General features: G+C 59.9%; 19 protein-coding genes and 1 riboswitch. Of the genes, 10 read left to right on the forward strand and 9 right to left on the reverse strand.

Translation table 11 applies throughout. The annotated features are described in order from the left end of the window. Nucleotides 1-198 precede the first annotated feature (198 nt). From MMW58_RS09475 to MMW58_RS09485, 3 genes are read right to left on the reverse strand one after another with little or no spacing between them, the layout of a single operon-like run. A complete protein-coding gene (locus MMW58_RS09475) occupies nucleotides 199-639 on the reverse strand; it encodes a Shiga toxin A subunit (protein ID WP_371823009.1) in 441 nt (146 codons plus the stop codon). Nucleotides 640-644: 5 nt separating this feature from the next. Then, a complete protein-coding gene (locus MMW58_RS09480; protein ID WP_133599051.1) occupies nucleotides 645-1013 on the reverse strand; it encodes a tlde1 domain-containing protein in 369 nt (122 codons plus the stop codon). Further along, nucleotides 1013-1507: an Hcp family type VI secretion system effector gene (locus tag MMW58_RS09485; protein WP_133599049.1), complete on the reverse strand. Its 495-nt coding sequence runs from the start codon at nucleotides 1505-1507 to the stop codon at nucleotides 1013-1015. Before MMW58_RS09485 ends, MMW58_RS09480 begins: the two co-directional genes overlap by 1 nt. Before the next feature lie 380 nt (nucleotides 1508-1887). Then, nucleotides 1888-1984: riboswitch (TPP riboswitch) on the forward strand. 34 nt (nucleotides 1985-2018) lie between these two features. On the opposite strand from MMW58_RS09485, the gene thiM reads away from it, so the two are divergent. Genes thiM through MMW58_RS09500 form a run of 3 tightly spaced genes read left to right on the forward strand, consistent with a single transcriptional unit; the run spans nucleotide 2019 to nucleotide 4380 of the window. After that, nucleotides 2019-2795, forward strand: coding sequence for a hydroxyethylthiazole kinase (gene thiM / locus MMW58_RS09490; RefSeq protein ID WP_241723179.1), 777 nt, complete (start codon nucleotides 2019-2021; stop codon nucleotides 2793-2795). Beyond that, complete coding sequence (gene thiD / locus MMW58_RS09495) at nucleotides 2792-3592, forward strand: bifunctional hydroxymethylpyrimidine kinase/phosphomethylpyrimidine kinase (protein ID WP_241723180.1); 801 nt, start codon at nucleotides 2792-2794, stop codon at nucleotides 3590-3592. Before thiM ends, thiD begins: the two co-directional genes overlap by 4 nt. Before the next feature lie 41 nt (nucleotides 3593-3633). After that, the gene (locus MMW58_RS09500) at nucleotides 3634-4380 is read left to right on the forward strand and encodes a GntR family transcriptional regulator (protein WP_241723181.1); all 747 of its coding nucleotides are present in this window, start codon (nucleotides 3634-3636) and stop codon (nucleotides 4378-4380) included. Here the strand turns inward: MMW58_RS09500 and MMW58_RS09505 are convergent. Genes MMW58_RS09505 through MMW58_RS09515 form a run of 3 tightly spaced genes read right to left on the reverse strand, consistent with a single transcriptional unit; the run spans nucleotide 4354 to nucleotide 7594 of the window. Beyond that, the gene (locus tag MMW58_RS09505) at nucleotides 4354-5319 is read right to left on the reverse strand and encodes a PfkB family carbohydrate kinase (protein WP_133599041.1); all 966 of its coding nucleotides are present in this window, start codon (nucleotides 5317-5319) and stop codon (nucleotides 4354-4356) included. The two genes, MMW58_RS09500 and MMW58_RS09505, sit on opposite strands and share 27 nt — an antisense overlap. Further along, nucleotides 5316-6320: an ADP-ribosylglycohydrolase family protein gene (locus MMW58_RS09510; protein WP_241723182.1), complete on the reverse strand. Its 1005-nt coding sequence runs from the start codon at nucleotides 6318-6320 to the stop codon at nucleotides 5316-5318. Before MMW58_RS09510 ends, MMW58_RS09505 begins: the two co-directional genes overlap by 4 nt. Continuing rightward, nucleotides 6317-7594: a nucleoside permease gene (locus MMW58_RS09515; RefSeq protein ID WP_133599037.1), complete on the reverse strand. Its 1278-nt coding sequence runs from the start codon at nucleotides 7592-7594 to the stop codon at nucleotides 6317-6319. The genes MMW58_RS09510 and MMW58_RS09515 overlap by 4 nt, the downstream gene beginning before the upstream one ends. Nucleotides 7595-7844: 250 nt before the next feature. On the opposite strand from MMW58_RS09515, the gene fbaB reads away from it, so the two are divergent. Further along, a complete protein-coding gene (gene fbaB, locus MMW58_RS09520; RefSeq protein ID WP_133599035.1) occupies nucleotides 7845-8897 on the forward strand; it encodes a class I fructose-bisphosphate aldolase in 1053 nt (350 codons plus the stop codon). 547 nt (nucleotides 8898-9444) lie between these two features. Here the strand turns inward: fbaB and MMW58_RS09525 are convergent. Continuing rightward, nucleotides 9445-11052, reverse strand: coding sequence for an FGGY-family carbohydrate kinase (locus MMW58_RS09525; RefSeq protein WP_241723183.1), 1608 nt, complete (start codon nucleotides 11050-11052; stop codon nucleotides 9445-9447). A 32-nt stretch (nucleotides 11053-11084) separates the two neighbouring features. After that, nucleotides 11085-11834: an SDR family oxidoreductase gene (locus MMW58_RS09530; protein ID WP_166646154.1), complete on the reverse strand. Its 750-nt coding sequence runs from the start codon at nucleotides 11832-11834 to the stop codon at nucleotides 11085-11087. Nucleotides 11835-12101: 267 nt separating this feature from the next. On the opposite strand from MMW58_RS09530, the gene MMW58_RS09535 reads away from it, so the two are divergent. Beyond that, nucleotides 12102-13112, forward strand: a complete 1011-nt coding sequence (locus MMW58_RS09535) for a LacI family DNA-binding transcriptional regulator (protein ID WP_159237818.1) — start codon at nucleotides 12102-12104, stop codon at nucleotides 13110-13112. 14 nt (nucleotides 13113-13126) lie between these two features. Here the strand turns inward: MMW58_RS09535 and MMW58_RS09540 are convergent, their stop codons facing one another. Next, a complete protein-coding gene (locus MMW58_RS09540; RefSeq protein ID WP_045856427.1) occupies nucleotides 13127-14068 on the reverse strand; it encodes a sugar-binding transcriptional regulator in 942 nt (313 codons plus the stop codon). A 227-nt stretch (nucleotides 14069-14295) separates the two neighbouring features. Here MMW58_RS09540 and dalD point away from each other — a divergent pair, with 227 nt between their 5' ends. From dalD to MMW58_RS09565, 5 genes are all read left to right on the forward strand, one after another. Then, nucleotides 14296-15663 (forward strand): D-arabinitol 4-dehydrogenase, encoded by a 1368-nt coding sequence (gene dalD / locus MMW58_RS09545; protein ID WP_241723184.1) that lies wholly within the window; start codon nucleotides 14296-14298, stop codon nucleotides 15661-15663. 9 nt (nucleotides 15664-15672) lie between these two features. After that, nucleotides 15673-17136: a xylulokinase gene (xylB, locus tag MMW58_RS09550; RefSeq protein WP_241723185.1), complete on the forward strand. Its 1464-nt coding sequence runs from the start codon at nucleotides 15673-15675 to the stop codon at nucleotides 17134-17136. Nucleotides 17137-17269: 133 nt separating this feature from the next. Then, complete coding sequence (locus MMW58_RS09555) at nucleotides 17270-18547, forward strand: RbtT/DalT/CsbX family MFS transporter (protein WP_133599026.1); 1278 nt, start codon at nucleotides 17270-17272, stop codon at nucleotides 18545-18547. Between the two features lie 51 nt (nucleotides 18548-18598). Next, nucleotides 18599-19261, forward strand: coding sequence for a hexitol phosphatase HxpB (gene hxpB, locus MMW58_RS09560; protein WP_159237857.1), 663 nt, complete (start codon nucleotides 18599-18601; stop codon nucleotides 19259-19261). Nucleotides 19262-19577: 316 nt separating this feature from the next. Beyond that, a complete protein-coding gene (locus MMW58_RS09565) occupies nucleotides 19578-20732 on the forward strand; it encodes a mandelate racemase family protein (RefSeq protein ID WP_133599024.1) in 1155 nt (384 codons plus the stop codon). Nucleotides 20733-20744 lie beyond the last annotated feature (12 nt).

Below are 20744 nucleotides of genomic sequence, written 5' to 3' on the forward strand. Positions count from 1 at the left end.
CGATTGGCGTGCAGCAAGCGCGGGAAAGGGCCGCTGCTGAGGCCGCTGGGAAACAGCATGAGCCTGCTGCTCCAAAGGACACGCTTTTTGTCTGGGGGATTAGCTGAGGTTAAAATAGTGACCAGGCAAGATATAGTGATAACGCTAAAATTAATTAAGAAATAAAGGGCTTTATAGATACCTAAGCCCCGTTAATTATTAAAACTCTCTGGCGAGGGTAAGATAGCCATTAAACCTGACAGAACACTCCTCTTTATTCATAAGGCTCGAAGCAATGAATATGTCTTTCTTCCCTTGGTTATTGGTGTAAGTATATTTTGCGGTAATTGATTTGGCGTGATTTGCATAGTAGCTGGAAAAATAATCGCCCGTGGGGATTGTCGCTTTGCCTTTATCGACATCATTTTCTCGATCCACGTTAGCCAGTGATTCTGCATACAGTTCAGAAACGGCTGTCGTATTGATTACCTCTACCGCCGTTTTATCTCTTTGAATCGCGGATATATCAATTTTTAAATCCTTTGAAATAGCGTCGAGCAAGGATGACTCCATTGATGCGCCAACAGAAGCGCAGCTGGGATCCTCGGCATAAGAAGCGAAGTGAACCGCAGCCAGGGTGAAGATTAATGTTTTTCCGATCATTTTTAATCTTCCACTACCAGAGTTTTATCGCTACTGGCCGCAACGATCTTTCGATAGGGCAATTTTAGAATGATGCAACCGTCTGAGGCTTCTCCCGGATGCGCTGAACTATCGCCATGTATCATAAAACCATCGCGCCCACACATCTGATTTTCAATATAGGGGGTAAGTCTCATGGTCCATGCTTTGGTTTTACGGTGATAGAAAGGATCGCCAATAGTATAAGTCCCCCTGGGTATGGGCCCTTTACCCTTGATGCACTCGTTAGCTGAATCATTTTTAAAGCCAGGTCTACCAGAGTAGTTAGCATCGAATTGATAAGTACCATTCAGATAAAAACTATGAGAGCTTACTTTATAAACCCAGGTCATTATGCGACCTCCTTATTACCATTCCATGAATCTGAGTGAATTATATTCCCATCAAGATAATGCCATGTGATTTTCCTATACGCTAAATAGAAAGCTTCAAGATGGTTATGCTTTTCAAATATAGGACTTTTAATATCGAACATGAAAGGTTCAATTTCATTGATTGTTACGTTTTCCATCGTGATGCGGAAATATTCTTCTTCTTGTCCATTGTAATTAATTCGATAAAACTTCAACACAGCCAGCCTGAACTTTTTCCCGGTTGAAACGCTTCTGTAGAGGTATGGGGATGAGCTATCTAACTCTTTGATTAGTGCGTAGTCTCCGTGCTGGCGTTTACTCGTAATCTTTCCGGTTAGATCATCAGTTGGTAACTCTACACTATGCATGAGTTCTATAATTTCAATAGAACCTTCTCTATCCTGCATATCAACAGAACCTTTAACTTGATTTCCCGAATCATCGGTTAACCATAGATAAACAGGTATTGCCATTATTATAAGACCTCGTTTTTGTGTGGTTTGAGCAATAATCGTACACTTCCGTAATTAATATCAGGAGTGGAAATTTCAGGGAAAATTCTGAAAATCCGGTACTATTCTCTCTGGAATAGTGCTTAAAGTTAAATGAGTTAAGTTAAGTTAAGTTAAGTTAAGTTAAGTTAAGTTAAGTTAAGTTAAGTTAAGTTAAGTTAAGTTGTACGGTCTATTAAGCGGAGCTAAATCCACCGAAAGATAAATGATTGATAATGCCTGAAGCGATAGGGACGGTTAGGTACAAAAAGAGGTACTGACGACGGGGTGTTTAGGTGTATATTGCTGTTCTGATCAAATTCATCTTTCAGATATAACTGTCTGTAAGTATAAAAATTTATCTACATGACTCGGGGTGCCCTTCTTTGTGAAGGCTGAGAAAAACCCGTACCACCTGATCTGGATAATGCCAGCGTAGGGAAGTCAGAGACCACAAGGTCGTTGCTTCTTCATCGCCTGGCTGGAGCAAACGATGCAAGCTGAGCCACTGAACCCCGCGCATATCGCGCATCTGCGACACCTTTTTCGCCGCCACTCCCCCCTTATTCACTGCATGACCAACGACGTGGTGCAGACGTTCACCGCCAACGTCCTGCTGGCGATTGGCGCTTCACCCGCGATGGTGATAGACCCGCAGGAGGCCAGCCAGTTTGCCGCCATCGCCGATGCGCTGCTGATTAACGTCGGTACCTTAACCGTCGACCGCGCCGACGCCATGCGGGCGGCTGTCCGTAGCGCGCAACAGGCCGGCAAGCCGTGGGCGCTGGACCCGGTTGCGGTCGGCGCGCTTACGCTGCGCAGCGAATTCTGTCGCGATCTGTTAACCCTGCAGCCGGCCGCCGTTCGCGGTAATGCCTCGGAAATTATGGCCCTGGCGGGGATGAGCGGCGGCGGGCGCGGGGTCGATACCACCGATACCGCGGCGGCGGCGCTGCCGGCCGCCCGGGCGCTGGCGCGCCAGCTGAACACGGTGGTGGCGGTGACCGGTGAGGTGGATTACGTCACCGACGGGCAGCGCACGCGCGCCGTCAGCGGCGGGGATCCCCTGATGACCCGCGTTGTTGGCACCGGCTGCGCCCTCTCTGCGGTCGTTGCCGCCAGTACGGCGCTGCCCGGCGACCGGCTGGAAAACGTCGCGGCGGCCTGCGGCCTGATGAAGCTGGCGGGCGGGCTGGCGGCCCGTCAGGGCGGCCCGGGCAGCTTTACCCCGGCGTTCCTTGATGCGCTGTACGAGGAGGAACAGCAATGAAGCGGATTAACGCCTTAACGATTGCCGGCACCGACCCCAGCGGCGGCGCGGGGATTCAGGCCGATCTGAAAACCTTCTCTGCCCTCGGGGCCTACGGCTGCTCGGTGATCACCGCGCTGGTGGCGCAGAATACCCGCGGTGTGCAGTCGGTGTACCGCATCGAGCCTGACTTTGTTGCCGCCCAGCTGGACTCGGTGTTCAGCGACGTGCGTATTGATACCACCAAGATTGGCATGCTGGCGGAAACGGATATTGTCGAAGCCGTGGCCGAGCGGCTGGCGCGCTACCGGATCGCCAACGTGGTGCTGGATACGGTGATGCTGGCGAAAAGCGGCGATCCGCTGCTGTCAGCCTCGGCGGTGGCGACGCTACGCACCCGACTATTGCCGCAGGTCTCGCTGATAACGCCCAACCTGCCGGAGGCCGCGGCGCTGCTGGATGCGCCGCACGCGCGCAATGAAAAAGAGATGCTCGAGCAGGGCCGGGCGCTGCTGGCGCTGGGCTGCGGCGCGGTGCTGATGAAGGGCGGCCATCTCGATGATGCCGAAAGCCCGGACTGGCTCTTTAGCGCCGAAGGCGAGCAGCGCTTCACCGCCCCGCGGATCCTCACCAAAAATACCCACGGCACCGGCTGTACGCTCTCCGCCGCGCTGGCCGCGCTGCGCCCGCGCTACGGCGACTGGGGGCAAACGGTCGCCGAGGCCAAAGGCTGGCTCTCCGCGGCGCTGGCGCAGGCGGATTCGCTGGAGGTGGGGGAGGGGATTGGCCCGGTGCATCATTTCCACGCCTGGTGGTAAGCCTGATATACTGACGCCAGATTTCAGTCAGGAAAAGACAAATGGAACAGGCGCATACCCGGTTGATTCACCAGCTCGTTGAACGCATGGCCGCGAAGGATAACGCGCCGCTGTACATCAGGTTTGCCGACACCATCAAAGACGCCGTGCGCAGCGGCTGGCTGGAAAACGGCAATATCCTGCCCGGCGAGCGCGATCTGAGCCAGCTCGCCGGCGTATCGCGCATCACCGTGCGCAAGGCGCTGCGGACGCTGGAAGATGAGGGCGTGGTCACCCGCGCCCAGGGCTACGGCACCCGGGTTAACAATATTTTCGAGTATTCGCTGAAGGAGGCGCGCGGCTTTACCCAGCAGGTTGTGCTGCGCGGCAAAAAGCCAGACACCCTGTGGGTCAATAAGCGGATCGTCAAATGCCCGGAGGAGGTCGCGCAGCAGCTGGCGATTGCCGCCGGCAGCGACGTGTTTATGCTCAAGCGCATTCGCTACGTGGATGAAGCGGCGGTATCGCTCGAGGAGTCGTGGGTTCCCGCGCATCTTATCCACGACGTCGAGGCGATCAGCGTCTCGCTGTACGACTACTTCCGCAGCCGGCAGATCCTTCCCCAGCGCACCCGTTCCCGGGTCAGCGCCCGCATGCCGGACGCCGAGTTTCAGTCGCATATTCAGATGGATAGCGCGATCCCGGTGCTGGTGATTAAGCAGGTTGCTCTCGATCAGCACCAGCACCCTATCGAATACAGCATTAGCTACTGCCGCAGCGATCTATACGTCTTTGTGTGCGAGGAGTAGAGTTTCGCGATCCGGGGCGCAGTCGCCGCCCCGATGGCTGACCACCCATGCCGCCACGGCATTCCCCAGCGTCACCGCCTCCTGCAGGCTCCAGCCGGCGGCAAGTCCGGCCAGGGTGCCGCCCGCGTGGCTGTCCCCGGCGCCGATGGTATCGACCACCGTCGCCGGGAAGGCCGCGACCTCTCCGCAGGCCTGCGGGCTGAAATACCACGCGCCTTCTTTATCCAGGCGGACGATCAGCGGGGCGCCGTACTTTTTCAGCCACCCGGCGCCGAACTCGCTCACCTCGGCGGAGAAGCCGTTGGCCTCGGCGGCAATCAGCGCCTCCTGACGGTTAACGGAAACCAGCGGCTTCAGCGCCATCAGGCGCGCCATTAATGCCTCGGGGATATCGGCAATGCGCGGACCAAAGTCGATAAACGGCGTGACGTCACGCTGCTGCTCCAGCCACGCCACCAGCCGCTCGCCGCTGGGGGAGGCCAGCTGGTAGCCGGAAAGATAGACCAGGCCGCTGGGCCCGGCGCTGAGCGGCGTGAGCCAGTCGTCGCGCCACTGGTTTTCGACGCCGCTGAAGGACATAAACGTGCGCTCTCCGTCCGGCTCCACCAGCGCCAGGCACCAGCCGTTGTCGCCGCTGGCGCGGGTGATAACGCTGGTTATCCCCTCCTGCGCCAGGCGATTGCGGATAATTTCCGCCCACACGCCTTCGCCGATGGGCAGGGCATTTTGCGCCGCGATGCCCAGTCTTTTGAGCGCCACCGCAATATTCAGGGCGCAGCCGCCGACGTTGACGCTCTGCTGCTGCAGCTCGATATCGCAGCCGCGCCACGGCAGGGCGTAGGCGTCGGCAATCACGTCAATCACCGCGGCCCCGATAACCGTCACCGGCCTGACGGCGGTGAGAGTCGCGAGCTTATCGCTCAGCTGACGGCTATTCATTGCGCCTCCCGCTGCCGGCGGTAGCGGCCGAGGGCGTCGGCGTAGCGCGTGAAGTCCAGCTTATTGACCTCGTCCAGACGCGCTTTGAGCCGGCCATCGATGGCCGCTATACCGTTTAGCGCCCCGCAGATGGCGGTGGCCATCGCGCCGATGGTGTCGGTGTCGCCGCCAAGGTTGGCGCAAAGCACCGCGCAGCGGTTAGGGTCGGTGCCGGCAAGCTCAACCATCGCCACGGCGCAGGGCACGGATTCGATGGTGCTGGTTCCGGCCCCCACCAGCTGATAAAGCTGCTCGCAGGCGGACTCGACTCCGCCCGCGCCGCGCACGGTGCGGAGCGCTAGCTCAATGCGCAGGGCCAGCGAGGCGCTAAAGGTCGTGACGCGCTGCTGCTGGGCATGATGGGCGATGGTCGGAAGCGCGTCGGCGATGGCGGACCAGCTTGCGCCGTCAACGGCACGCGAGATGGCCCAGGCGATGACCGTCGCGCCGGCGATGGCTAAATCAGATTTATGCGTCGGGCTGGAGGCGGCGGCAACCTCGTGAATAAAGGCGTCGAGGTCGGCGGTCGGCAGCAGGCATCCCAGCGGTGAGGCGCGCATGGCCGCGCCGTTGGTCACCCCGTTATTCTCCAGCTCGCTCACCGGCGTGCCGCTGCGAATGGCCTTTAGGGCGATTTTTGACGTCGGCCCGAGGACGTTTTTATTAAAGGCGTCAAACTCCTCCGCCCAGCGCAGGATATGGCGGCCGATGGTATCGGGAACAATCCGCCCGTCGCACTCGATGATGGCATCGGCGAGGCACAGGGCCATCGAGGTGTCGTCGGTGAACTCGGCCTCGGCAAAGTAACAGGCGGCATTGTTTTCCGCCGGGCCGGGCAGGAAGCGGTCGATCCAGCCGAAATGGGCCTTCACCCGCGATCTTGGCCACAGCTCCGACGGCATGCCCATCGCATCCCCTAACGCCTGCCCGTAAAGGGCACCGAGAATACGTTCTGCTTTCATTTGACTTCCTCTTGTGTAAGCGCAGCATCCTGCGCGTCGATCTCAATGGTGGTGATGTCTTTGTCCGACTCGCGGAAGAACACCATGAACAGGACGGCGATAACGGCAATCATGATGGCGCCGAACGTCCACATCCCTGCCCAGTTAAAGGTATGACCGTTCACCGGCGTCGGGTAGGCAAACATTTTCTCCATCATCACGCCGCCGAGGCGGTAGCCCAGCAGGCTGCCGAACCCCTGGCAGCAGAGGGTGATGAGCCCCTGGGCGGCGTTGCGCATCGCCACCGGCGCCTTTTTATCGACGTAGATATAGGCGGTGACGTAATAGAAGTCGTAGCTGACGCCGTGCAGCAGAATACCGAGGAACATCAGCGTATAGGTGAAATAGTTATCTGCCGCGCCGTAGACGAAAAAGCCGTAGCGAATGGCGGCGGTAATAAGACCAAGTAACAGAACCTTTTTAATACCAAAGCGCTTAGTGAAGAACGGCAGCGCCAGCATAAAGAAGATTTCAGAGAACTGGCCGAGGGTCATCCAGCCGGTGGCGTTTTTCATCCCCGATTCGCTGAGATAGCCGTTGGCAAAGATGTAGTAGAAGGCCAGCGGCATGGCGAAGAGGAACGAACAGAAGAAAAAGACGAGGAAATTGCGGTCGCGCAGCATAATCAGCGCGTCCAGCCCCAGCATCACCTTGAGGCTCAGCTTGCCGGTGCTCTTCGGCGGCGTATCCGGCAGGCACAGCGCAAAAATCCCCAGCACCAGCGAGCTGCCCGCGGCGATCAGCAGCGGTACGTTAGTGGGTGAGATATCGCTCAGGCCGAGCATTCCCGGCAAGAAACCGCACACCAGCCCGGAGCCGATCCAGCCGATGGTCCCCATCACCCGAATGCGCGGGAAATCGCGTTCGACGTCGGCGACGTTGGAAAAGGCGATGCTGTTGGTTAGGGCGATGGTCGGCATGTAGGTGAGGGAGTAGGCCAGCAGCAGCGGGAAGAAGCCGCTGAAGGTGGTCTGCTGCGCGGCGAAGTACATCAGTATCGCCCCGGCAAACATCAGAATCGCCAGCACTTTTTGCGCAGAGAAAAAGCGATCCGTCAGCGAGCCGACCAGCACCGGAGAGAGAATGGCGGCGATGGCGGTACAGGCATAGGACCAGCCAATTTCACCGGCGCTGAAGCCGCTTTTGCTCAGCCACAGCCACAGAGGAACAAACCACGCTCCCCAGATAAACCACTCAACGAACATCATGAACGACAGCTTTGCTGTAGTTTTCATTTGGAGATCCTTCATGACAGGTAAGGTACGCATTTAGAGTACCACTTGATAATACCTTTGAAATACCATTGAGCTGATTGTTTGAGCAAGCTAACACTTTTTCGTATCTGAATCGTGCCAGCAGAAGTTGCTGAAAAAATGCGATCCTGGCTGGAAAATATGCTAAGTCGGTACCAGGCTTAACCTGCCCAAAAAAGTTGGGTCAGGAACATTGACGCCGGCCGCGGCCGGCCTTACGGGAGTTATTGCTATGACTGATATTACGCAATTGCTTGGCAAAGATGCCGACAGCCTGTTACAGCACCGTTGTATGACTATTCCAGCCGATCAGCTCTATTTACCGGGAGCGGATTACGTCGACCGGGTGATGGTTGATAACAATCGTCCGCCGGCGGTGCTGCGTAATATGCAAACCCTGTACAACACGGGGCGCCTGGCCGGCACCGGCTACCTGTCGATTCTACCGGTTGACCAGGGCGTGGAGCACTCGGCGGGCGCCTCTTTTGCCGCCAACCCGCTGTACTTCGATCCGAAAAATATCGTTGAGCTGGCGATTGAGGCCGGCTGTAACTGCGTGGCGTCGACCTACGGCGTGCTGGCCTCGGTATCGCGCCGCTACGCGCACCGCATTCCGTTCCTCGTGAAGCTGAATCACAACGAGACCCTGAGCTACCCGAACACCTTTGACCAGACGCTGTACGCCAGCGTTGAGCAGGCCTTTAATATGGGCGCGGTGGCGGTGGGGGCAACTATCTATTTCGGTTCCGAAGAGTCGCGCCGCCAGATCGAAGAGATCTCCGCGGCGTTCGAGCGCGCGCACGAGCTGGGGCTGGTCACCGTGCTGTGGGCCTATCTGCGCAATCCGGCCTTTAAGAAAGATGGCGTCGACTATCACGTCTCCGCCGACCTGACCGGCCAGGCTAACCACCTCGCGGCGACCATTGGCGCGGATATCGTGAAGCAGAAAATGGCGGAAAATAACGGCGGCTATAAGGCGGTTAACTTCGGCTATACCGACGACCGCGTCTACAGCAAGCTGACCACCGACAACCCGATCGACCTGGTTCGCTACCAGCTGGCGAACTGCTATATGGGGCGGGCGGGGCTGATTAACTCCGGCGGCGCGGCGGGGGGCGAAACGGACCTGAGCGATGCCGTGCGTACGGCGGTCATCAACAAGCGCGCCGGCGGCATGGGGCTGATCCTCGGACGTAAAGCCTTCAAAAAATCGATGGCCGACGGCGTGAAGCTGATCAACGCCGTGCAGGACGTCTATCTCGACGGCAAGGTAACCATAGCTTAGCCTGCCTCGTGATATCCGGTCTTCGACTTGCCGATTACAGTGGAGCAAAAGGCTGCCGTACGCCTTTTGGTCCCTGATAGTCGTTTATCGAATGCTCTGAAGCCAGCTGAAACTGCGGGTGTTGTCGGCCTCAAAATCGCTGAGACGCTGCCGACAGGCCGGGGCAGCCCGCATGGATGCGGGCTGAGGGCCGTGATTTACAGGGACGTTACCTCGGCCCGACCCGACAGCCTGACGGCATCGGTCGAAGGGACCGCGTAGCGGCGATTTTGGCTGGCCGGAGCCCGGGGGTACAGGGGGCGGCGGCGATGGGCCGCCCCCTGTGCGCTCCCTGCACTTTGGGAAACATGGGGCAGGGAAACCGCCGGGGAGCGCAATATCCTGCGGAGCAAGAAAATATCCTCCGCCGCGGCGACCACCAAACCTCATGCGGCGGCGATGGGCCGCAACATCCTGCGGAGCAAGAAAATATCCTCCGCCGCGGCTACCGCTAAATCTCGGGACACAATGCCGGCTCCTGCTTATACCCATCCAACACCAGCCGCCGCTACTCCCTTATCAGCCTGGCCGTCTTCTGCAGAGCCAAATAAGCCTCATAGCGACGCTGGTGAACCTCCTGATGCCGGGTCGCGCTGAAATAGGTCTTATCCACCCGGGTAAACCGCTTCATCGCCTCCGGCAGCGACGCGCAAACCCCGCCGGCGACGGCGCCCAGAATCGCCGAACCCAACAGCACCGGTTCGCTGCACTCGGTGCTCATCACCGGAATGCCGCAGGTATCGGCCAGCAGCTGGCGAACCAGCGGATGCTGCCCCGCGCCGCCGCTAATCACGATATTCTCGCTGCGCACGCCGCAGGCCTCCTGGGCATCAAGGATCTGCCGCAGGCCGTAGCCGATACCGCACAGCCCGGCCACGTACAGCGCCAGCAGATTATCGATATCACTTTCCATTCCCAGTCCGGCAACGATCGCCCTGGCGCCAGGATCCGCCAGCGGGGCGCGGTTGCCTAAGAATTCGGGCACCACGTGCAGGCCGGCGGCGAGGTGTACCGCCTCGGAGGGGCTCTCCAGGCGGGCCAGCACCCGGTCCGCGAGATAGACCGGCAGCGGCAGCCCGGCCTCCTGCGCCAGCTGGCGGGCCTCGTGCGCCGCCGGATGGAAGCTCAGCAGCCGGTCGATAGCGGCGCCGGCCGCGCTCTGGCCGCCTTCATTCAGCCAGAAGCCCGGCACCATTGCCGAATAGTACGGACCCCAGACGCCGGGCACGAAGATAGCCTCCTGCGAGGTGGTCATGGTGCAGGAGGAGGTGCCGAACACGTAGGCCATATTGCTGAGCGCGCCGTCGAGCACCCCAACGGTGCCGATGCCGCCGGCGTGGGCGTCAATCATGCCAACCGCCACCGGCGTGCCGACGGGCAGGCCCATCTGCTGAGCGGCGACGGCGGTAAGGCCGCTGCCGCAGGGCGTTCCCGGATCGACAATGCGCTGGCCGATGCGCGCAAAGTCTTCATCCGCCAGCTCGGCGAGCCCAATCTGGCGGAAGTAGTCGGCATCCCAGCGCTGCTCGTGGGCCAGATAGGTCCATTTACAGGTGACGGTACAGACCGAGCGGGCCTCGTCGCCGGTGGCGCGCCAGGTGAGGTAGTCCGCGAGGTCAAAAAAGTGTCGCGCCTGCCGATAAACCTGCGGGCGGTTCTCCTTCAGCCACAGTATCTTCGGCGTCTCCATCTCCGGCGAGATAATGCCGCCGACGTACTGCAACACCGGATGACGGGTGGCGTTAATCTTTTCCGCCTGCCCGGTCGCGCGGTGATCCATCCAGACGATAATGTCGCGGTTGGGGTCTTCTGAGGGACCCACCGCCAGCGGCGCGTCGTTTTCACCGACCACCACCAGCGAACAGGTGGCGTCGAAGCCAATGCCCGCTACCGAGTCCGGCGCGGCGCCGGCGCGCGCGATCGCGGTTTTAATACAATCGCACACCGCCTGCCAAATCTCGCTGCTGGATTGTTCAACCATGCTGCCCGCGCTGCGAAAGAGGGTAATCTCCCGCGTCGCGTGGGCGAGCAGTTCACCATTGAGGTTGAAAATGCCCGCCCGCACGCTGCCCGAGCCGACATCGACGCCAATAATGGTTGGTGTATCGCAGTTCATAGAGCCATCCTTTAGCCAGCCTGATTGAAGAGTTAGAGATCCACGCTGTTAGGCAGGATAACGAGGTCGCGCACGGTGACGTTCTTCGAGCGGGTCACCATAAACAGCACGGATTCAGCCACCTCAATCGGCTGCATCAGGCTGCCGTTGGCCAGCGCTTCCTCCATTTTTTCTTTCGGCCAGTCGTCGAGCAGGGCGGTCACCACCGGGCCGGGCAGCACCGCGCCGACGCGTACGCCGTGCTGCGACACCTGACGGCGGGTGGTGTGCACGAAGGCCTGCACCGCAAACTTCGAGGCGGTGTAGATAGGCTCCCAGATAACCGGCACCACTCCGGCAATGGAGCTGGTGAAGATGATATCGCCGGACTTCTGTGCGATCAGGTGCGGCAGTACGCTGCGCACGCAGCGGAAGGCGGCGTTGGTGTTGAGATGCAGCACGCGATCCCACACGTCCGGATCGCCTTCGGCCACCGGTCCGCCGATATAGGCACCGGCGTTGGCGTGGAAGATATCCAGCCCGCCCGCCAGCTTAAGAATGCCGGGCAGAATATTATCGACCTGTTCGCCCTGCATCAGATCCACCTGCAGGGCAAAGGCGTTTTCGCCCAGTTCGGCCACAATCTTATTTAGCTTTTCGCCTTCGCGGTCGATCAGCACCACCTTCGCACCTGCCGAGAGCAGGGTTTTGGCGCATTCAAGGCCGATACCGGAAGCCGCGCCGGTCACCGCAGCGACTTTACCATTGAGAGAAGTATTCATAGAGGATACAGAGTGGTTCATTTTATAATCCTTCACCGAGTCTATTTTGGTAAATCGATCTGGCCCGCAATAAGCCGGGACCAGCGTTGGAGTCAGGCACTAAATCTTGCTAAGATTTTGAATATCAGCATCATTTATTTATATACGCTGGATACTGAGCGGCGTGCGACCTGGCGCGCCGGGGAGCATAGTGGTAGCTCAATCGATGAAGCTAATGTGCGCCAGCTTCATCGATTGAGCAAGTGGGTAAATTAACAGCGAAATGAATTTGTGACGCAAGTTGGGAAAATGAAAAAAATCACTATCTACGATCTGGCGGAATTATCCGGCGTCTCGGCAAGCGCGGTCAGCGCGATCCTCAACGGCAACTGGAAAAAGCGCCGTATCAGCGCGAAGCTGGCGGAGAAGGTTACCCGGATTGCCGAAGAGCAGGGCTATGCGATCAACCGCCAGGCCAGCATGCTGCGCAGTAAAAAATCCCACGTGATCGGCATGATCGTCCCTAAATATGATAACCGCTACTTCGGATCGGTGGCGGAAAGCTTTGAAGAGATGGCGCGCGAGCGCGGCCTGCTGCCGATTATTACCTGTACCCGCCGCCGCCCGGAGCTGGAGATTGAAGCCGTGAAGGCGATGCTCTCATGGCAGGTGGACTGGGTGGTGGCCACCGGGGCAACCAACCCGGACAAAATTACCGAGCTGTGCCAGCAGGCGGGCGTGCCCGCCGTCAACCTTGACCTGCCGGGCACCATTGCGCCGTCGGTGATTTCCGATAACTACGCCGGGGCGCGGGCGCTGACCGATAAAATCCTCGATAACAGCCTGCGCCGGCACGGCAGCCTGGCGCCGCTGACCTTCGTCGGCGGACGCAGCAGCGACCACAACACCCTTGAGCGCCTGCGCGGCTTTCACGACGCGCATCGGGCGCGCGGCCTGAGCGTACCGGCGGAAAATATTCTCGCCCCCGGCTACTCGAAAGGCAAAGTTGAGGCCAGCATGCAGGCCCGCTTCGGCGCGCCGGATGAGCATCTGCAGGGCTTCTTCGTCAACTCCACCATCTCGCTTGAAGGGGTCGTCCGCTGGCTGGCCCAGCGGGGACTGACCGGCACCGGGCAGCCGCCGATGGGCTGCTTCGACTGGGATCCCTTCGTCTACCTGCTGGGGCACGATATTGACATGGTTCAGCAGAACGTGCCGGCGATGCTGGAGGCGGTGTTCGGCATTATCGATTCCGGCGATGCCGCTAAGCAGCTGGTCGAAATTCCGCCGCTGCTGATCGGCAGCCGGGAGCTTATCTGAGCGCCGCGCGGGCGCTAGCGCGTTAGCAGCCAGCGGGCGGTGTGTTCATCGGTCACCAGGCCGTTGATCCAGCCGCCTTTCAGCGCGGCCAGAATCGCCGGACGTTTGTATTCGCCGCAGGCCACCGCAATGCGCGGGCAGCGGTTGTGGCGGATATCGTAGCTGGTGATCATCTGGTTGATATTGCTCTCCACCACGCCGCCTTCGGCATCAATAAAGCGGCCAAGGATCTCGCCGATCCCGCCCTGCGCCGTCAGCTCGTCCAGCTGCGCCTGATTAATAAATCCGTCCTTGAAGATTGGGCTTTGCGTGCCCAGCGGGCCGATGCCGACGAAAATCACGTCCGCCTGCTGCGCGACGCCCGACACGCTCTGAAACAGCCGGCTGGTGCACCACATCCGGTGCTCGTCCGCCGTTTGCGCGTAGCGCGGCGCCGGCCACTGGTAATACTTGGCCTGAATTTTCCGCGCCAGCAGCAGGGGAACGTCGTCGTAGTAGTTGCACTGTCCGTCGGCATCCATCGCGCTTATCAGCGCCACGCAGCGGGTGTTGAAGCTGTCGAAATCGATGCGCTGCATGGTTTTCTTCAGCGTCAGCCCGGAGCCAATGCCGATGATTTTGGCCTTATCGTCCTGCAGATAGCGGGCCATCAGCTGGTAGCAGCCGAACGACACGCTGTCGAGGGTGCTCTCCTCGCTGTAGGCCGGGACGACGTTGCAGTCGATAAGCCGATATTTTTCCTGCAGCAGCTGGGCGTAGTCGAGGCAGTTTGCTACCGGATGATGTAGCCCAATAGAGACGATCCCTTCCTCTTTCGCCGCGGCAATCAGCCGCTGGACCACCGGCCTTGAGGTGCCGAGCTGGCTGGCTATCTCGCTCTGATTCTGGCCGGCAATGTAGTACATCCACGCGGCGCGGACCTTCTGATCCAGCCTGATGTCATCTTCTTTACTCACGGTTCCCTGCCTTAAGTTGGCGGCCGTGGCGATAAGCATGTCTTTTCGCGGGCCCGCTAATTTTGACTGTTAGCCGCATTTTGGCCGCGGCTCAGAAAACAGGCAAGCTTTTGCTCTCTTTTGGTCATTTGTAATTTGTTTGGGTAATTGCTCTTTTGTGATCTATGGCTCTTAATTAGGTCAAATGATCATCTACAGTGAGCCACATCACTCAAGGAGATCAGAATATGAATCAGCAATACACATGGCTTCACATCGGTTTGGGTTCTTTTCACCGTGCGCATCAGGCGTGGTACCTGCATCGCCTGATCGCCAGCGGCGATAAGCGCTGGCATATCGCCGCGGGCAACATTCGCGACGATGCCGAGCAGGTGGTGCAGGCGCTGGCCGCGCAGGGCGGGCGCTACGTGCTGGAGACCGTTAGCCCGGAAGGAGAGCGCGAATATGAAGAAATCACCTCTATCCAGAAGCTGCTGGCGTGGCAGAAGGGGCTGCAGCCGCTGATTGACGAAGGGGCCAACCCGCAGACTAAGGTGATTGCCTTCACCGTTACCGAAGGGGGCTACTACCTTAATACCAGCCATCGCCTGGAGACCAGCAACCCCGATCTGGTTGCCGATCTGCAGGGCGACTGCAAGACCATTTACGGCACCATCGCGCGTATTCTGGAAAAGCGCATGGCGGATAACGCCGGGCCGCTGACCCTGCTGAACTGCGATAACGTCCGCCACAACGGCGAGCGCTTCCACGACGGGCTGGTGGAGTTCCTGCAGCTAACCGGCAGGCAGGCGCTGGTCGAGTGGCTGGCGGCGAATGCGAACTGCCCGAATACCATGGTTGACCGCATCACGCCGCGCCCGGCGGCAGATCTGCCGGCGCGCATCAAAGCGCAAACCGGCATTGACGATCGGGCACCGGTGATGGGCGAAAGCTTCATTCAGTGGGTGGTGGAGGATAATTTCCGCGCCGAACGGCCGAACCTGGAAGCCGTTGGCGTTGAGATGGTGGACTCGGTTATCCCTTACGAAGAGGCGAAAATCCGCGTTCTCAACGCCTCGCACAGCTGCATCGCCTGGGCGGGCACCCTCATCGGCCAGCGCTATATCCACGAAAGCACGCTCACCGGGTTCATCTACGCCATTGCCGATCGCTACGTCACCGAAGACGTGATCCCGTGCCTCGGCGATAACGGTATCGACCTCGCGACCTATCGCGACGTGGTGCTCAAGCGCTTTACCAACCCCTACATCCAGGACACCAACCAGCGGGTGGCGGCGGACGGCTTCTCTAAAATCCCGGCGATGATCGCCCCGACTCTGCAGGAGTGCTACCAGCGCGGCGCGCGCCCGGAAGCGACGGCGATGCTCCCGGCGCTGTTCTTCGTCTTTATGGAGCAGTGGCATAAGGGAACGCTGCCGTATCAATACCAGGACGGGATCCTCGACGCGCAGGCGGTGCACGAGATGTTTGAGGCCAGCGACCCGATCGCCGTCTACGCCAAAGACCGGGCGCTATTTGGCGCGCTGGCGGAGAACGAGGACTTCCTGGCGCTGCTGCGCGAGAAGATTGCCGCAGTTTATACGCTGATTAAGTAAGAGGTGGCTATGTACTTAGGGATCGATCTTGGCACGTCGGAAGTGAAAGCGCTGGTCATTGACGAGAACAACGACGTCGTCGCCAGCCATAGCGCGCCGCTGAGCATTCAGCGGCCCCATCCCCACTGGTCAGAACAGGCGCCGCAGGCGTGGTGGGAAGCCACGGAATATCTGATGACCACTCTGCGGGAAAAGTGCGGCCCTCACTGGTCGGCCATCAAGGCGATTGGCCTTTCGGGGCAGATGCACGGCGCGGTGCTGCTGGACGAGCGCGGGGAGGTGATCCGCCCGGCCATCCTGTGGAACGACACCCGCTGCGCCGACGAGTGCCGCGAGCTGGAGGAGATGGCCCCCGAGCTGCATCAGGTGGCGGGAAACCTGGCGATGCCCGGCTTTACCGCGCCAAAGCTGCTGTGGGTGCGCCGCCACGAGCCGGCCAACTTCCAGCGCACGGCGACGGTGATGCTGCCGAAGGACTATCTGCGCTACCGGATGACCGGCCGCAAAATCTCCGACATGTCGGACGCCGCCGGGACGCTGTGGCTGGACGTGGCGAAGCGCGACTGGTCCGATGCGCTGCTGGACAAGTGCGGCCTGTCGCGCAGCCATATGCCGACGCTGGTCGAAGGCTGCGAGGTCTCAGCAACCCTCGATCCGCAGGTAGCGGAGCGCTGGGGGCTCAACGCGTCGGTGGTGGTGGCCGGCGGCGGGGGCGATAACGCGGTCAGCGCCATTGGCGTTGGGGCGGTCTCGCCGGGGGATGCCTTTATCTCTCTCGGGACCTCCGGCGTGCTGTTCGTGGTCACCGACGCCTATCGTCCGGCGCCGCAGTCGGCGGTTCACGCCTTCTGCCACGTGCTGCCGAACCTGTGGCATCAGATGAGCGTGATGCTCAGCGCCGCCAGCTGCCTGCAGTGGTTCTGCCGTCTCACCAGCACCACCGAGGTCGCTCTGCTGGAGGAGATTGCCCAGCTCAGCGAGGAGGAGAAAGCCAGCGCGCCGTTCTTCCTGCCGTACCTTTCCGGCGAACGCACCCCGCATAACGATCCCGATGCCCGGGGGATGTTTTGGGGGATGACGCACTCCAGCCTGCGCGCGCAGCTGGGCTATGCGGTGCTGGAGGGCGTGAGCTTTGGCATCAACGATGGCCTGCAGGTGCTGAAGGAGAGCGGCACGCGGATTGAGCAGTGCTCGCTGGTCGGCGGCGGCGCCCGAAGCCCGTTCTGGGCCCAGCTGCTGGCGGATATTCTCGCGATGCCGGTGGTCACCCATAAAGGGGGCGAAACCGGCGGCGCGCTGGGGGCGGCGCGGCTGGCCTGCCTGGCGGCAGGGAAACCGCTGGCCGCGGTATGCGAAAAGCCGGAAGTCTGGCAAACCTGGCGCACGACGCCGGCCTGCCATGAGGCACTGATGCAGCGCTATGCGCAGTTTAAAGCCTTATATCTCAACGACCTGAATTACCGTCAGCGCTAAATATAAATAACATACCCTAACGAGTTCGGGCTGCGGGAAAGCAACGCGCCTGCGGCCTGAACGATGAGGGGTAGAACAACCGCTCCGGTGGCGTCATCGGAGCGAACTCCTGTACCCTGCAAACGAGGTCATTATGTCCGCAACCAATAAACAGTGGCTCGGTCTGCCCCTGAATCTGATATGGGGATACATTGCTATCGCCGTGTTTATGACCGGCGACGGTTTCGAGCTGGCTTTTCTCTCGCACTATATCAAAGAGCTGGGCTTCACCCCGGCGCAGGCCTCCTTCGCCTTTACGCTGTACGGCCTGGCCGCCGCGCTCTCGGCGTGGATTTCCGGCGTGGTGGCGGAGATCATCACCCCGCAGAAAACGATGATGATCGGCTTCGTGCTGTGGTGCGTGTTCCACGTTCTGTTCCTGATTTTTGGCCTCGGACACGCTAACTATCCGCTGATCCTGCTGTTCTACGGCATTCGCGGCTTTGCCTATCCCCTGTTCCTCTACTCGTTCATCGTGGCGATTATTCACAACGTCAAAAGCGACAGCGCCAGCTCGGCGCTGGGCTGGTTCTGGGCGGTCTATTCCATCGGCATCGGCGTGTTCGGCAGCTACATCCCGAGCTTTACCATCCCGCATATCGGCGAGCTCGGCACCCTGTGGCTGGCGCTGGCGTTCTGCGTCACCGGCGGCGTCATCGCGATGGTCGCGCTGCGCAAAATCGAAACGCCGCGGCATATGCAAAACCTGACCACCCGCGAGAAGTTTGCCGAGCTGGGCCGGGCGGTCACGCTGCTCTACAGCAATCGCAATATTCTGCTCTCCAGCGTGGTGCGTATTATCAACACCCTGTCGCTGTTCGGCTTTGCGGTCATTATGCCGCTGATGTTTGTTGACGAACTGGGCTTCACCACCTCGGAGTGGCTGCAGGTGTGGGCGGTGTTCTTCTTCACCACCATTTTCTCCAACGTGCTGTGGGGGATCCTCGGCGAGAAGCTGGGCTGGATCAAAGTGGTGCGCTGGTTTGGCTGCGTCGGCATGGCGCTGTCGAGCCTCGCCTTCTACTACATTCCGCAGCACTTCGGGCATAACTTCGCCATGGCGCTGATCCCGGCGGTTGCGCTGGGGATCTTTGTCGCCGCCTTCGTGCCGATGGCCGCCGTGTTCCCGGCGCTTGAGCCGAAGCATAAAGGGGCGGCCATTTCGGTCTATAACCTGTCGGCGGGGCTCTCCAACTTCCTCGCCCCGGCGATAGCGGTGGTCCTGCTGCCGTACTACAGCACCATCGGGGTGGTTATCGCCTACACCGCGCTGTACGTGCTGGCGTTCTTCCTGTGCGCGTTTATCCGCGTCGAGCAGCCGGGCTTTAGCCAGCAGCCGGCCGGCAGCGGTAAAAGCGTTGAATTTTCCTGATGAGAGTCTACGGGCCGCGTTAGCAATATCGCGGCCCGCCTGAGGTGGATGATGAGTATTAAAGCGGTAATTTTTGACATGGACGGCGTGCTGATTGACTCGGAAGGCCTGTGGCGCCAGGCGCAGATGGAGGCCCTGGCCTCTCTGGGCGCGACGGTCAGCGTTGAGGAGTGCGAAACCTTGACCAAAGGCAAGCGGCTGGACGACATTGCGCGCATCTGGTGCCGCCACTGCCGGCTCAGCGTCGCGCCGCAGCGCCTGCAGCAGACTATCCTGCAGCGGGTCACCGGCCTGATTACCGCCAGCGGCGAGGCGATGGAGGGGGTCAATGACGCCTTAGCCCATTTCCGCCGCTGCGGCTATAAGATTGCGCTGGCGACCTCCTCGTCCCATCAGGTGATTGCCGCCGTGCTGGATAAGCTCGCCCTGCGCCCGTGGTTCGACGCGATCTCCAGCGCCGACGACGAAGCGTGGGGCAAGCCGCACCCGGCGGTCTACCTCGCAACCCTGCGCAAGCTCAACCTCCGCGCGGAGCAGTGCCTGGTTATTGAAGATAGCGCCAGCGGCTTCCAGGCCGCCCGGGCCGCGGGCATTCCGACGATAGCGGTGACTGAAGATTGCCAGCATCAGCAGTTCCACGGCGCGGTTGCCCGCCATCACTCCCTAACCGAGCTGCTGCTGTCGCGCGACGAACGCGTTAAGGCGGCCGGATAATCACGAACCGGTGAGCGCAGGATCCCTGGAGGTGTAAACGGTCGGTTTATCTCTTTTCTGCGCTCATTTTTCACGCTTTTCCCCTGGCGATCGTCCTCACATTTCCCCTCTCTTTTGTGAAAACAATCACGTCCTGTCGTGCCGATGCCCAAAATTCGGCCGTTGCATAGCGGAATTTGTCCGAGGCAGTGTTAATGATTTGTGCTTAGATTAATAATTGAAACGCTTTTTCAATTATATGAACTCATTCACCATGCTTAACAGTTGGGCGAATTTTGGCCATATGGGTTCAGGTGCATCGTACTAAGGACAAAGAATGAAAATTGAATCTGTAAACGTCACCGTTTTTCACTATCCCACCCGGCGGGTTGCCGATAGCGCCGGGCACTCCCACCCGGGAGCGGAAGGGCTGGCGAAAATGGCGATGCTGACCATCACCGCCGATGACGGCACCCAGGGCTACGCCTTCGCGCCGCCGGAAGTGGTGCGCCCGTTTGTGGTGGACACCTTTTTCCGCAGGGTGCTGGTAGGCCAGGATCCCTTTAATCGCGAGCGCATCTGGCAGGATCTTAACCACTGGCAGCGCGGCAGCGCCCACCAGCTGACCGAGCGCGCGCTGTCGTTTGTCGAGCAGGCGCTGTGGGATCTGCTGGGCCGCAGGCTCAATATGCCGGTCTATAAGCTGCTGGGCGGCTATCGCGATAAGGTGCCGGCCTACGGCAGCACCATGTGCGGGGACGATCTGCCCGGCGGCCTGTCGACGCCGGACGAGTTCGCGGCGTTTGCCGAAAAGCTGGTGGCGCGCGGCTACAGGGCCATCAAGCTGCACACCTGGATGCCGCCGATCGCCTTTGCGCCGAATCCGAAGATGGATATCAAAGCCTGCGCCGCGGTACGTGAAGCGGTTGGCCCGGACGTTGAGCTGATGATTGACGGCTACCACTGGTACAGCCGCGCCGAGGCGCTGTGGATTGGCAGGGAGCTGGAAAAGCTCGACTTCGCCTGGTTTGAAGAGCCGATGGAGGAGGATTCGATGTCGTCCTACGCCTGGCTGGCGGAAAACCTGACCATTCCGATCGTCGGCCCGGAGAGCTTCGGCGGCAAGCATCATATGCGCGCTGAATGGGTGAAGGCCGGAGCCTGCGATATTTTACGCGCCGGAGCCAACGGCGTCGGCGGGATTACGCCCACCATGAAGGTGGCGGCGCTGGCGGAGTCTTTCGGCATGGACTGTGAGGTTCACGGCAACGGGGCGGCGAGCCTGGCGGTGGTGGGTGCGATCCGCAACTGCCGCTGGTACGAGCGCGGTCTGCTGCACCCGTTCCTCGATTACGACGCGCCGGCCGCCTATCTCAACAGCATCGTTGACCCGATGGATGAGCAGGGCTTTGTGCATTTGTCACAGCGCCCGGGCCTCGGGGAAGACATCAACTTTGCGTATATCGAAGCCAATACCGTTAGCCACGACTGATTAATAAAAAGT

This window comes from Klebsiella sp. HC6 (assembly GCF_022605325.1).
GTDB lineage: Bacteria > Pseudomonadota > Gammaproteobacteria > Enterobacterales > Enterobacteriaceae > Klebsiella > Klebsiella terrigena.